This window comes from Microbacterium sp. NPDC087592 (genome assembly GCF_044743585.1).
Lineage (GTDB): Bacteria > Actinomycetota > Actinomycetes > Actinomycetales > Microbacteriaceae > Microbacterium.
Genome location: NZ_JBIUWT010000001.1, coordinates 2523779 through 2535523 on the forward strand (window position 1 = coordinate 2523779; position 11745 = coordinate 2535523).

Consider the following 11745-nt stretch of genomic DNA (forward strand, 5'->3'; position numbering starts at 1 on the left):
ACCGTTCAGTCAGAGGAGCCTTCGTGTCGCGCATCCGTCCCTACCGCCCCACCGATCGTGCCGCGCTGTACGAGATCTGCATGCGGACCGCCGACGCGGGCGGGGATGCGACCGGCATCCTCTCCGACGACTCGCTGTGGGGCGACCTGTTCGCCGTTCCCTATGCCGAGCGGCATCCCGACCTCGCCTGGGTGGTCGAGAGCGACGACGAGCGCACCATCGGGTACATCGTGGCGACGGACGACACCGACGCGTTCTACACCTGGTTCCGCGACGAGTGGTGGCCCGGGCTGCAGGAGCGATACCCCCGGTCTGCGGAGCCCGCGACCCGGGAGGAGCGGATGGTCGAGTACGGCTACGAGCGAGCCCCTGGCATCGAGCCGAACGCCGCCGAGTACCCCGCCCATCTGCACATCGATCTGCTCCCCGAGACGCAGGGGCAGGGGCTGGGGCGCGGTCTCATGGAGACCCTGTTCGCCGAGCTGACCCGCCGCGGGGTGCGCGGACTGCACCTGGGGATCGACCCGACCAACGCCGGAGCGGCCGCGTTCTACGAGCGGCTCGGGATGACGCGCCTACCCGCAGCGCCCGGTGGGCAGATCTACGGCGTGCGCTTCGACGGCTGAATGAGCGGGGGCGGATCCCCGGTACTCGCTCCTCCCCGAATCCCCGTACTGGAGAGAAACGCACGAAGGGCCCCCGCTAGTGCGGAGGCCCTTCTTGCTTTTCTGGCGGTGACGGCGGGATTCGAACCCGCGGTTGCTTGCACAACACACGCTTTCCAAGCGTGCTCCTTCGGCCGCTCGGACACGTCACCAGGAACAACCTGTCCATCCTATCCGATCGGGGGAGGGTGGCGTGACAGAGCCGTCGCGCGCAGCTGTGGGCGGATCCTCGTCGTGCTGTGGGCAGAATATTGCATGTCACACGTCAGCTGTATAGCCTCAGATGAGGACAGATCGTGTTCGATCAAGGTCCTCGTCTTCTGGGGGAGAGTATGCAGGACAGCGCGACCATGGGCTCACGGCCTAGCCACCGCACGGCCACCGCGTTCAAGCAGTACGTCAGCGGAAGGCGGGGAATCGTCGAGGGCGCCGTGTTCTTCCTCGAATCCGGAGACCACATCGCGGAGGTGCTGCGCGCGGCGGAGCCCTGCGACATCGTGATCGCCCCCGTACGACATGCCGATCCGCGGACCATCGCGTACGACGGTTCCTTCCTCGAACCCGGCGATGAGATCACCCTCGGCGGGCGCCACACCTTCGAACTGCAGGACTACGTCGCTGTTCCCTTCACCACCTTCGCCGGTCCGACCGTCGTCCGGCAGTTCTCGGCAGTGGGGATCGCCGCCTTCCTGAGCGATGCCGACACGGCGCGGAACTCCGGCGTCTTCGTGGGTCAGCTACTGAACACGGAAGTGCTGTTGGATTCCTGGGCCTCCTGTCTCGCGGCGGACCTCATCGGCGACTCACTCGGTCGGGTCCACGTCACGCGTCATGGGGAGTATCGAGACGGGCCTGACGGGCTTCGGCTCGGGAGCGTGGGCGATGAACGGGCCGATATCGAGGCGACGGCCGCGGCGGGAGCAGGGCGAGGGCGCTCGTTTGCCGGGGTCGTCGACCCTCGCGTCCTCGAGGCGGACCTCGACGACCGCCCGTGGTTCGGGCGGTATCTGGCGGCTCTCGATCTGATGCGAGGGTGGGAGGGCGCACCGCCTCGTGCTGCCATCTCCGGATTCGGCCGCCACCTTGTCGCGGTGCTCGACGAGGGTGGGGCATATCCCTCGATACTGGCTGCCGATGCACCCTTCCTCGTTACAGGGGACGGCGAGGAGTACATCCTGGTTGATCGAGTGAGCCACAGACGTCTCCGACTCGGAGTCGATTCCGCGAGGGCTGCGGAATGCCTGATCGCGACCTCGGAGGAGTTTGAGGCGACGGCCCTGCTCGCCACCGAACTCGGCACGCGGGTGAGCAGGGTCGCTCCGCTGGTGCGTGCGCTGCAGGACAGGTTTGCGGCGACGGGATTCGACGTCACCGGCTACCGGCGGCACGGGTCATGACGCGCGACGAAGAAGGGTCGGTCGATATCGAACGCGTCGGAGCCCGGGCACTGCGTGAATGGATCACCGGAGTGCGCGATCAGCACACGCGGGTGTACCTCGTGGATGTCGGAGCCTCGGCACGGAACCTGGACGCGGTGACCAGTAAGGACGACGTCATGCTGTTGCCGACAGGAAGCGATCCGTACAGAGGACCTGCCGCGGCCGTCCATTACAACGGCGCACTGCGCGACCCCGGAGACGAGCTGTTCTTCGGAGAACGTGGAGTCGAACTCCAGGACTATTCGGCTGCGGAGTTCGTTCAGATCGTCGGCCCCACTGCGGTGTGCTTCTTCGATGAGTCGAGCTGGCGCGCCTTCCTCGATGACGCTGAACTCGCCCGACGGACGGGCATCTTTCCCTCGACTCTGCTCGACCCCCGGATTCTTCTCGCGGACCGCAGAGCGCTTGCCGACCCCCGCGGACTGGAGACTCCGAGCGCCATCCGCTTGAGTTCCGATGGCAGAGTGAGCATCGGTGTGCGCGGCGCCGACATCGGCCATGTCGATGACCTGCCGGCGGTGCTCACGATCCCGCTTCCGGGTGTCGCCGCGTGGGACGACATCGCGCCCAGAGATGTGCTCCTCGCCGACCTCGCGAATCGGGAGTGGATCGGTCGATACCTCCAGGCGACGGATCTCATGAAGATGCTCCGGCTTGCCAACGGTGCGGCGAGAATCACGGGGTTCGGCTGGTCCCTGGTCGACGACAACCTCTCCGATGCCGAACCGCCCATCCGCGATCCATTCCTGCTCGAGACGGCAGACGGTTTCATACTGGCCGACCCCACCACACTGCGTCGCCAGCTGCTGTCGCCCATGACTGCCACGGTGGTCGCCGTCGCCCAGACTTCCAGCACGCTCACCCTCGCGGCTGAGCGGGTGGCGCGAAAACTCGGCATCTCTGTCTCGGAAGCGGAGACCCTGTGCCGTGCAGCCCTCGCAGCTCTCGGCATCCACTCCGGCAGACGCGCTGCCGCCGCACCACGCCCCACGGGAGTCGACGCATGACCGACCCGCACGCGCTGTGGACCTCGATGCTCCCGGCCGACGTCACCTTCGCGCCTGACCGAGTGGCCGTCGGCGCGTCAGGAAACCGCATCGAGTTCGCTGACGGATCCACGCGCCTCTGTGCGACGAGCGGGCTGTGGAATGTCCCCCTCGGCTTCGGCAACGCTGCGGTGACCGAAGCGGTGAGCAGAGCGACACATGATGCCTCGTACCTGTCCCTGTTCAGAGCGCCGCACAGGTATGCGGAAATCGCGGCGGAGGCTCTCATCGAACTGGCGAAACCGAGCAGGTACCGCCGTGTCATCTTCTCGACGTCGGGCGGGGCGGCGAACGATGCCGCCGTGAAGCTGGCGCGACAGTACTGGGTGCAGAAGGGCTCCGGGTCCCGATCGCTCGTCGTCGGACTGAAGGGTAGCTATCACGGCACCATGTACGGCAGCCATGCACTGAGTGGCGATGAACTCCACCAAGCGGTCTATTCGGTCGATCGCAGATCGGTGAGGCACGTGTCGCACAGCGATGACGGGGAGGAGCTGGCGACACTGCTCTCACGCGAAGGGTCGCGGGTGGCCTCGGTCGTCGTCGAGCCCGTCCTGGGCAGCGGCGCGTACGCGCTCTCAGATGCCTTCGTGCACCGTCTTCTCGCTTTGAGGGAGGAGTACGGGTTTCTGATCGTCGCTGATGAGGTCGCGACGGGATTCGGCCGCACCGGGACGATGTTCGCTACCGACCGCTGGGCGGCCGCGCCCGACGTCCTCATCCTCTCGAAGGCACTGACGAACGGCGCGATGGGCGCCGCAGCACTCCTTGTCGGGCATCGCGTGGCCTCCGAGTTCGTCCGAGGAGGCTGGACGTTCATCCACGGCGAGACGCAGGCGGGGACACCAGGGTGTTCGGCGGCGATCGTCGCCGTCATCGAGGAGCTGCACCGCATCGACGCGGAATCGGTGACCATGTCACTGGCAGACGAGTTGTCACAGCTCACGACACGATTGGTGTCGGACGGCATCGTCACCGGGGTCACGGGACGCGGCTGCTTTCTCGGGCTGGAACTCTGCGACCAGGATGGGAATCCGCTCTCCGGTCCCGAGGTTCTTCGCGTCGTCTCCGCGGTCGCAGCGAACGGCGTCCTTGTGCAGCCGGGGCCGAGCTCCATCGAACTGATTCCGGCGTACGGGTTCACTCCCGGGGAACTCGTGGAAATGGATACGGCGGTGCGTGCGGGTGTGGCGCAGTCACGGGAGACCTCCGCATGAATAGGGGCTTTGCGGGGCGCGTTCCCACGCTATGGCACGGAAGCGGGATCGCACGGGAGACGGTGGGGCGCCTCACGGCGGGACGGGAGACCTTGGTGATCGCTGATGCGGCCGTCACGGTTCCCTTCCTGGACGACGGCAACGCCAGGATGATCGACATCGACGCCCTCGCCTCAGACGTCACGACGGTGGTAGCTATCGCGCGCGAGATCCTTCGCCGCCCTCCACGCGTCATCGTGGCAGTCGGTGGAGGGAGCGTACTCGACGCCAGCAAGCTCGCCGCGCTCGCGCTCGCCCAGGGGCGGGTGTTCGACTACGCCGTCGAACATGCGTCGAGGGCGCCACTGACATTCCTGCCCGATGCTCCGCCGCCCGTCGACATCGTCACCATGCCGACGACGCTCGGCACCTCGTCGGAGACGAACAGTGTCGCCATCCTCAGAAACGAACACGGCAATCGCCTCATCGTCGGGCGCTCCCTGAGGCCGCGTCACGCCATCATCGATCCCTGCAATTCGGTCACCCTCCGGCCGACTTCGGTCAGGGAGGGAGCGCTGGAGGCGTTCCTTCGCCTGGCAGGGGCGTCGACGAGTCCGGGAAGGAGTGCGAGGGCGAACAGCGACGCCGTCACGCTCGGTAGGGCACTCCTCGAGACCGCCGCTGGTCACTCGGGTTCCCCCATGGGAAGGTTGCGCGTCGCGCGTCTGAGCGCAGCGACCCAGCGCACCGCAGCGCTCAGGGGCCCCGACCCCTACAGCGCCCGTCATTGGTACCTGGCGAACGAAGTCGCGTTCGTGCTCGGGGTTCGCAAGATGGTCGCGACGGCTGGCATCATCGCTGCCGTGTGGCGGCGAATCTGCTCGGGTGAGTCACGCTGGGGAGATCGTGAGAGCCTCCAGGATTTCTGGGCCGGGGTCACCGCCGGGACCGGGTTGCCTCTCGATCCGCCCGCCGGCGCGGCTGCGCTCGTCGACGGGTGGGGGATCCCGTGCCCGGCGAAGCCGACGGTTGACGAGATCGGTCGCATCTCCACGGCCACCGAGAAAGCGTGGGGGCATCGCCAACCGATGCTTCGCGGACTTCTTGCGGCGGACTTCCGTGATGTGCTCCGCGATTCGTGCTGGAACGCTCAGCCCGTTGGCACCCCCATGCCAACCTCTCACGTTCGACATGAAGGAGGTGAATTCAATGAACAACGGTGTTGAAAGGCAGATCTGCTTTCAAGAACTCGACGAAATGGAAGCCCCCAGCTGGGAGAGCTTCTATGAGGGCGCGATCGGCGCACTGATACTCATCGGAATCGGCGCAGCCGCAGCGACGTGATCTCGTCGACCCGATGAGGGTGACGAAACGAAAGGAGGAAATATGCAAGCCACTATGCCGAAGCTCGAGTTCACCGAACTCGAGGCCATGGAAGCGCTGAACGACGGCGAGGACTTCCTGCGGGGATTCGCCGCGGGCGTCATCATCGGGATTCTCGCGCTGACGTAGTAGTCGTATCCGACTACCGATTGAGGAGGTACCAAATGCTGACGAGATCGCTGGAATTCCAGGAACTCGAACAGATCGACGCACCACTCGAATGGTGGGAGCACGCGGGCTACATCATCGCCATCATCGGCGGTGCGGCAGCGATCGCAACCTGACCGAGGGGTGCGGGCGGACCACACCCGCCCGCACTCCACTGCTCACGCTGAGAGGCCATCGAATGCCAGGACTGATCACCGAAGCCATGCAGGCGCGACTCGACCTTGTCGGGGCGCGTCCCCGGGAACAAGACCTGTACGAAGGGGAGGGCACCGACTTCTATGAGCGACTCGTCGGCCCCGACCGTGCCGAGATTCGAGAGATGCTGGCACTCGCGAGAGATGCCGCGGGGCCTGTACTCGATCTCGCCGCGGGAAGCGGGAGAGTGACGATCCCGCTGGTGAGATCCGGCAAGCGAGTCACCGCCATCGACCTTTCGGACGACATGCTCGCCCACCTGCGACGCGCCTTGCCGGAGCGGTCGGCCGTCGAGTGCATCGTCGCGGACATGCGTCACTTCTCGCTGGAGGCTCGGTACGAGCTCGTCATCATCGGCGCGACGTCCATCACCTTGCTCGATCACGAAGGAAGGTCGCTTCTCTACGCGAACGTGCGGCGTCACCTCGCGCCCGGCGGCGTCTTCGCCTTCACCGTCGCCGCAGGTGCGTCTGCGCAGAGTCTCGCCGTGCCGACAGAGCGTGAGATCAGAGTCCCCGGTAGAGGCCAAGACGACATCTATCTCTTCTCCCAGCAGGTGGAAGCGGACGGCGCGGCGCGGGTGGTCAATTGGGTCCGTGCCTCAGACGTGACCCCAGGCGGCGAAGTCACCGTCCTCACCAGCCGATTGCAGCTGCTCAGCCACGAGGTTCTCGCGAGAGAACTCGTCGAAGCCGGCTTCCACGAACCTGCCGTATCTCCTGTTCGAACGCACCTCGGAGCGGAGATCCTCCTTCTCAAGACGTCGTGGGCGGGGGCCTGGGGAATGGCGGATGGCGATGTTTCCGACTAGTTCCCTTCGGAGGAGAAAGAGCTCCGCACCAGCACCGCTCACTGCAGACGCGTGTCCGCTTCTGTCGTCCGGAGTCACGTTCGTGGGAGTCGGCGATGAATCGATGGGGATAGCAGTGCTGCACGGCGTGCCTTCATCCAGGGTTTCGCGGCCGGTCGTCGACCTGCTGTCGGCGATGGACGGCACGACCTCGCTTCACGATCTGCATCTGCGCTTCGCCGCATCCGAATCCTCCGAGAGCTTCCTCCAGCTGGTCCAGCGTTTCCGCGCCACGGGGCTGCTCGAGGGCGACACCAAGCTGCCGCCCGGTCGGCTGACCTACCGGCCCCCGTTCACGCTGCAGATCGCAACCCTTCGTGCGGCCGCCATCTTCGGTCGACTGCACCGTCTGATCGCGCCCCTCCCACGCCGGGCGATCCTGGTATCCGTTGCGGCCGTGCTCAGCCTGGGGTTCGTGGCGGCCATCCTTCAGGCGAGAGAGCTGCTGAACGTCGTCACCACGCCCATGCCTTTGGGGGCGATCGTGGTTCTCGTCGCCGTCCTCGCGTGCCTCACCCTGCTCCATGAGAGCGCCCACGGCCTCACACTCACGCGCTACGGCGGCAGGCCCCGGCGCGCCGGCGTCATGCTCTTCTATCTCGCTCCCGCCTTTTTCGTCGATGTGACGGATGGCTGGCGCCTGCCTCGCCGTCGGCAGCGCGTGGAAGTCGCTCTTGCCGGACCCGCCGTGCACGCCGTTGTCGCGGCGATCGCACTCACGGCGGCGCTGGTTGCTCCGCAACCGGTCGTCCGCGAGACCCTGCAGATCCTCGGTCTCTCCTGCACAGCCATCGTCCTCGTCAATCTGATCCCGTTCGTGCGGTTCGACGGGTACATCGCGCTCATGAGTGCGATGGACGAGCCGAACCTCAGGAATCGGACGATTCGCGACGGAGCGAACTTCCTGACAGGCCTCCTCTTCGGCGGACGGCGCATGAGCAAGAGCATGAACACGTGGTGGAGCGTGCCGTTCGGCCTCGCGAGCCTCATCGCACCGATCGCGCTGGTGCTGCTCGCCGTCACACGCGCGGTCCGATCTCTGGCCGCGGGTGGACCAATTCTCGGGATGTTCGTGGTGGCGCTGGAAGCCGTCGTCGTGCTCGTCGGGATGGGGCTTTTATGGAGGGCCCTGCACCGGGTGCTCCGGTCAGGTGTGTCGCGACTGCGCTTCATCTCGGTCTGCGCCGCGCTGGGTGCGATCATCGTGATCGCCGGAGCCGTGATCCCCGTACCGATGACCGCCACCTTCGGCTTCTCCACAGAAGGCGGTCGGGTGGTCCTTGTCCACGCCGACGGGCAAACGGCAGTGGAGGTGCGCGACGGGACCCCTATCGTGCTCTTGAGCAGCGGCATCCTGGGCAGCCGGCAGGTCGGCGAAGGAACCGCGAGACCGCAGCGACCCGAGCCCACGAGGGTGCCGCTCGATGCTCTGGTTCCCGCCACAGCGGCGGGCGTGTCGGTCTCGGCCGTGTCCTTCGCAGAAGTGGATGTATCCGACAGAGGCGGGAGCCCTCCCGAGGTCGGGCAGGCGAGGTTCGATCTCGGAATGGTGAGTCTGTGGGAGTTCCTCTGGGCCACCGGCGTGATGCAGCCACTTTCGGCATCCCAGAACGAGAAGTAGAAAGAGGATCAAGATGAACGACCAAGCAATCGAAGTCCGAGCGCTCACCAAGCGATATGGGAACCGGACGGCCGTAGAAGAGCTGTCGTTCGCTGTGCCGCGCGGTTCCATCGTCGGTCTACTCGGTCCCAACGGCGCGGGCAAGTCGACGACTCTGCGCAGCATCGTGGGCCTGCTCGCGCCGACCAGCGGCGACAGCCTCATCGATGGTGCCCCGTTCACCGCACTCGACAACCCCGCATTCCACGTCGGCGTGCACATGGACGGCTTCGGCTTCGAGCTCGGGATCACCGCGAGACGGCATCTGGAGATATCCCGACTCGCGGCCGGCGCATCTTCCGGCCGGGTCGACGAGGTCCTGGAGATGGTCGGACTCGCCCCAGACGCCCGTCGCCGTGTGAAGACCTATTCGACGGGAATGGCCCAGCGGCTCGGACTCGCTGCTGCTCTCATCGGTTCTCCGCGCACTCTCATCCTCGATGAGCCGGCGAACGGGTTGGACCCCGACGGCATTCGGTGGCTCCGCCGGTTCCTCCGCGGCTTCGCGGAAAGCGGCGGCACCGTCTTGATCGCCAGTCATCAACTGGCCGAACTGGAACAGGTCGTGGATGAGGTCGTCGTCATCAAGCGGCGCGCGCTCTACGCCGGGCGGCTCGGCGACCTCGTGACGAGCGACCGCGATTCTCTCGAGAGCAAGTACTTCGACCTGGTCGAAGGAGCACCCGCATGAGACGAGCCATTCGGAGCGAGGTGCTGCGCGCGGTGAGCGGCCTCTCCATTCTGCCCGTCTACTTCATCGCGCTCCTCATGCCCCTGTTCGTTCTCTTCTCCGACGGCTCCCGCTTCGATGTCGCCGGCGTCGAGGCTGGCGCTGCCACGACCCGGCTCCTGGAGCCGCTTGCCTGGTCCGCCATCGCCGCGGCGTTCGTCGGGGCATACGGTGTCACCCGCGAGTACTACTACGGCTCGATGGACAGGACGCTGACCGGCGTCGGATTTCGTCGCGCATTCACGGGAAAGCTCGTCGCCGGTGCCTTCGTCGCGAGCGCACTGTCAGTGTGCATCTTCGTGCTGTGGACGGTGGGGGTGCACTTCCTTCTCGCTCAGAACGGACTCTCGCTCGTGCTCACCCAGGATGCCTGGCAGATATATGCGGGAGCTCTGCTCGGTTCCGTGCTCGGTGCCTTCGTCGGGGGCGCCGTCGGATGGATCACACGGAACTACTATGTGACGGCGGCTCTCGTTCTCGCCATCCCGATGGCGGTGGAGTTCGCGCTGCTGCGGAACGCACCCGAGCTGGCGCGGTTCTCGCCCGGATTGGCTCTTGCCGCACTGAGCGTTCCCGGGTACCAGGATCAGCTGCTCGAGTTCATCCCCGCCCTCGCTGTCGCGCTCGCATGGGCTGTCGGCCTGGTCGCGCTCGCGTGGTACCGGAGACGAAGGGCCGCCTCATGATTCTGCGGGCTCTGCGCGCTCAGAGCCGGAGCTTCGCAGCCGACGTCGTCCTCCTCTGGAGCGCGGTTGCGGCATTCGTGATGTCGCTCTCCCTGGCGACGAGCGTCCCGCCGGAGTTCGCTGCTGCGCCTGCTGATGTCCGTGAGGCGCTCATGGCGCCCTTCGGGGCCGTGCTCGCGACCTATGGGGCAGTTGTCGCGGCTGTTTACGGTTCCTTCCGTTACACGGTTGACCGCCGAGATGGTGTCATCGCGCAGCGTCTGATGCTCCAGCCTCGGTGGGTGATCTTCCTCGCCCGAATGCCCACTTCTGCGCTCGGCGGGGCGGTCGTCGCTCTCGCCGGCGTGGTGGGGGGTCATATTGCGCTGATGATCGCCATGGGCGGCATTCCCGTGCAGTGGTCATCGGTCGGCCCCGCCGTCGCGCTCGGCGCTGTCGCGGGCCTCTGGGGAATGGGGCTCGGGATCGTCATCCAGGCCCATCTGGTGGCTTTGTTCGCCGCATCCATGTCGATGGCGGCGGCGATGCTGGTGGCGCCCTTCTGGAGTGCGGGCGCCGCCTACCTTCCGCTTCTCGCAATGCTCGAAGCCCTTCAGTTCGACATCACCGCCCTGGGAGTGGAACCGAAGGACACCCTCGACACATGGCTGGCCGCGCTGGTGGCAGCAGGGTGGGTGGTGGCGGTGCTCGGCGTTGGCGCAGTCGCGTTTCTGAAGCGCGACGTGAAGTAGCGCGGCAGGGACCGGCTCTGAGCGGGTTCCGCCCACCACCCGCACCCGACGTAGGATTCCTGGGTGGCAACCCCCAAGATCGTCCTCTTCTACGCGTTCACGCCCCTCGCCGACCCCGACGCCGTGCGCGTCTGGCAGCGCGATCTCGGCGAGGCGCTCGGGCTGCGCGGACGACTGCTCATCTCGAAGGACGGGATCAACGGCACGCTGGGCGGCGACATCACGGTCCTCAAGAAGTGGCTCCGTTCCTTCCGCTCGTACGCGCCGTTCGCGGACGCCGACATCAAGTGGAGCGAGGGGACGGGGCTCGATGCCGAAGGCCGCAGCCTCGACTTCCCCAAGCTCAGCGTCAAGGTGCGCGACGAGATCGTGTCGTTCGGAGCCCCGGGAGAGCTGCGGGTCGACGAGCACGGCGTCGTCGGCGGAGGCACCCGCCTGACCCCGGAAGAACTGCACGCGCTGATGGACGAACGCGGCGACGACGTGGTGTTCTTCGATGGCCGCAACGCCCTCGAGGCGCAGATCGGACGGTTCCGCGGCGCGGTCGTGCCCGACACCGCGACGACCCGGGATTTCGTGCAGCTTCTCGACTCCGGTGCCTACGACGACCTGAAGGGCAAACCCGTCGTGACCTACTGCACCGGCGGGATCCGCTGCGAGGTGCTGTCGAGCCTGATGACGGCCCGTGGCTTCGGCGAGGTCTACCAGCTTGAGGGCGGCATCGTCCGCTACGGCGAGAAGTACGGCGATGACGGCCTCTGGGACGGCTCGCTGTATGTGTTCGACGGCCGTGGCTCCGTCGACTTCTCCGACCATGCCCGCGTCATCGGCGAATGCGTCGGCTGCGGAGCGCCCACCAAGCGCACAGCCAACTGCCCCGACCTCTCCTGCCGCTCGCAGTTCGTGGTGTGCGAGGACTGCGTCGCCGTGCCCTGCACGGCTCACGCCGCCTGAACGCGAACTCCGACCGACCAGCGCCGGCCGTTCCGGAGCCCT

General features: G+C 66.5%; 14 protein-coding genes and 1 tRNA gene. 14 read left to right on the plus strand and 1 reads right to left on the minus strand.

The genetic code is table 11. The annotated features are described in order from the left end of the window. The first annotated feature begins 23 nt into the window (after positions 1–23). Positions 24–626: a GNAT family N-acetyltransferase gene (locus ACIOTO_RS12195; protein WP_400857993.1), complete on the plus strand. Its 603-nt coding sequence runs from the start codon at positions 24–26 to the stop codon at positions 624–626. Between the two features lie 103 nt (positions 627–729). Here ACIOTO_RS12195 and ACIOTO_RS12200 read toward each other — a convergent pair. Continuing rightward, positions 730–817 (minus strand) — tRNA-Ser (locus tag ACIOTO_RS12200). 198 nt (positions 818–1015) lie between these two features. On the opposite strand from ACIOTO_RS12200, the gene mpaB (ACIOTO_RS12205) reads away from it, so the two are divergent. The 13 genes from mpaB (ACIOTO_RS12205) to ACIOTO_RS12265 all read left to right on the plus strand — a co-directional run bounded on the left by mpaB (ACIOTO_RS12205) (position 1016) and on the right by ACIOTO_RS12265 (position 11703). Further along, the gene (gene mpaB, locus ACIOTO_RS12205) at positions 1016–2062 is read left to right on the plus strand and encodes a daptide biosynthesis RiPP recognition protein (protein ID WP_400857994.1); all 1047 of its coding nucleotides are present in this window, start codon (positions 1016–1018) and stop codon (positions 2060–2062) included. Next, positions 2059–3111, plus strand: a complete 1053-nt coding sequence (gene mpaB, locus ACIOTO_RS12210; protein WP_400857995.1) for a daptide biosynthesis RiPP recognition protein — start codon at positions 2059–2061, stop codon at positions 3109–3111. Before mpaB (ACIOTO_RS12205) ends, mpaB (ACIOTO_RS12210) begins: the two co-directional genes overlap by 4 nt. Then, positions 3108–4367: a daptide-type RiPP biosynthesis aminotransferase gene (mpaD, locus tag ACIOTO_RS12215; RefSeq protein WP_400857996.1), complete on the plus strand. Its 1260-nt coding sequence runs from the start codon at positions 3108–3110 to the stop codon at positions 4365–4367. The genes mpaB (ACIOTO_RS12210) and mpaD overlap by 4 nt, the downstream gene beginning before the upstream one ends. A 95-nt stretch (positions 4368–4462) precedes the next feature. Beyond that, the gene (mpaC, locus tag ACIOTO_RS12220; RefSeq protein ID WP_400857997.1) at positions 4463–5572 is read left to right on the plus strand and encodes a daptide-type RiPP biosynthesis dehydogenase; all 1110 of its coding nucleotides are present in this window, start codon (positions 4463–4465) and stop codon (positions 5570–5572) included. After that, the gene (gene mpaA1 / locus ACIOTO_RS12225) at positions 5556–5690 is read left to right on the plus strand and encodes an MpaA1 family daptide-type RiPP (RefSeq protein WP_258134203.1); all 135 of its coding nucleotides are present in this window, start codon (positions 5556–5558) and stop codon (positions 5688–5690) included. Before mpaC ends, mpaA1 begins: the two co-directional genes overlap by 17 nt. 42 nt (positions 5691–5732) lie before the next feature. Beyond that, a complete protein-coding gene (gene mpaA2, locus ACIOTO_RS12230) occupies positions 5733–5858 on the plus strand; it encodes an MpaA2 family daptide-type RiPP (RefSeq protein WP_258134202.1) in 126 nt (41 codons plus the stop codon). 35 nt (positions 5859–5893) lie between these two features. Then, a complete protein-coding gene (gene mpaA3, locus ACIOTO_RS12235) occupies positions 5894–6013 on the plus strand; it encodes an MpaA3 family daptide-type RiPP (RefSeq protein WP_308737268.1) in 120 nt (39 codons plus the stop codon). A 62-nt stretch (positions 6014–6075) separates the two neighbouring features. Then, positions 6076–6903 (plus strand): daptide-type RiPP biosynthesis methyltransferase, encoded by an 828-nt coding sequence (gene mpaM / locus ACIOTO_RS12240; protein ID WP_262001285.1) that lies wholly within the window; start codon positions 6076–6078, stop codon positions 6901–6903. A 103-nt stretch (positions 6904–7006) separates the two neighbouring features. Next, positions 7007–8563, plus strand: coding sequence for a daptide biosynthesis intramembrane metalloprotease (gene mpaP / locus ACIOTO_RS12245; RefSeq protein WP_400857998.1), 1557 nt, complete (start codon positions 7007–7009; stop codon positions 8561–8563). A gap of 13 nt (positions 8564–8576) precedes the next feature. Continuing rightward, positions 8577–9293, plus strand: a complete 717-nt coding sequence (locus ACIOTO_RS12250; RefSeq protein ID WP_400857999.1) for an ATP-binding cassette domain-containing protein — start codon at positions 8577–8579, stop codon at positions 9291–9293. Beyond that, complete coding sequence (locus ACIOTO_RS12255) at positions 9290–10018, plus strand: ABC transporter permease (protein WP_400858000.1); 729 nt, start codon at positions 9290–9292, stop codon at positions 10016–10018. Before ACIOTO_RS12250 ends, ACIOTO_RS12255 begins: the two co-directional genes overlap by 4 nt. Then, entirely contained in the window at positions 10015–10749 is a 735-nt protein-coding gene (locus ACIOTO_RS12260; RefSeq protein ID WP_400858001.1) for a hypothetical protein, read from the plus strand. The genes ACIOTO_RS12255 and ACIOTO_RS12260 overlap by 4 nt, the downstream gene beginning before the upstream one ends. A 63-nt stretch (positions 10750–10812) precedes the next feature. Continuing rightward, positions 10813–11703 (plus strand): rhodanese-related sulfurtransferase, encoded by an 891-nt coding sequence (locus ACIOTO_RS12265; protein ID WP_400858002.1) that lies wholly within the window; start codon positions 10813–10815, stop codon positions 11701–11703. The last annotated feature ends 42 nt before the right edge of the window (positions 11704–11745 follow it).

What these genes read in the sequence shown, in the direction of transcription:
- mpaB (WP_400857994.1), top strand. Translation starts at nt 1,016, where the DNA reads ATGGGCTCACGGCCTAGCCACCGCACGGCCACCGCGTTCAAGCAGTAC.
- mpaB (WP_400857995.1), top strand. Translation starts at nt 2,059, where the DNA reads ATGACGCGCGACGAAGAAGGGTCGGTCGATATCGAACGCGTCGGAGCC.
- mpaD (WP_400857996.1), top strand. Translation starts at nt 3,108, where the DNA reads ATGACCGACCCGCACGCGCTGTGGACCTCGATGCTCCCGGCCGACGTC.
- mpaA1 (WP_258134203.1), top strand. Translation starts at nt 5,556, where the DNA reads ATGAACAACGGTGTTGAAAGGCAGATCTGCTTTCAAGAACTCGACGAA.
- mpaA2 (WP_258134202.1), top strand. Translation starts at nt 5,733, where the DNA reads ATGCAAGCCACTATGCCGAAGCTCGAGTTCACCGAACTCGAGGCCATG.
- mpaA3 (WP_308737268.1), top strand. Translation starts at nt 5,894, where the DNA reads ATGCTGACGAGATCGCTGGAATTCCAGGAACTCGAACAGATCGACGCA.
- mpaM (WP_262001285.1), top strand. Translation starts at nt 6,076, where the DNA reads ATGCCAGGACTGATCACCGAAGCCATGCAGGCGCGACTCGACCTTGTC.
- mpaP (WP_400857998.1), top strand. Translation starts at nt 7,007, where the DNA reads ATGGGGATAGCAGTGCTGCACGGCGTGCCTTCATCCAGGGTTTCGCGG.
- ACIOTO_RS12250 (WP_400857999.1), top strand. Translation starts at nt 8,577, where the DNA reads ATGAACGACCAAGCAATCGAAGTCCGAGCGCTCACCAAGCGATATGGG.
- ACIOTO_RS12255 (WP_400858000.1), top strand. Translation starts at nt 9,290, where the DNA reads ATGAGACGAGCCATTCGGAGCGAGGTGCTGCGCGCGGTGAGCGGCCTC.
- ACIOTO_RS12260 (WP_400858001.1), top strand. Translation starts at nt 10,015, where the DNA reads ATGATTCTGCGGGCTCTGCGCGCTCAGAGCCGGAGCTTCGCAGCCGAC.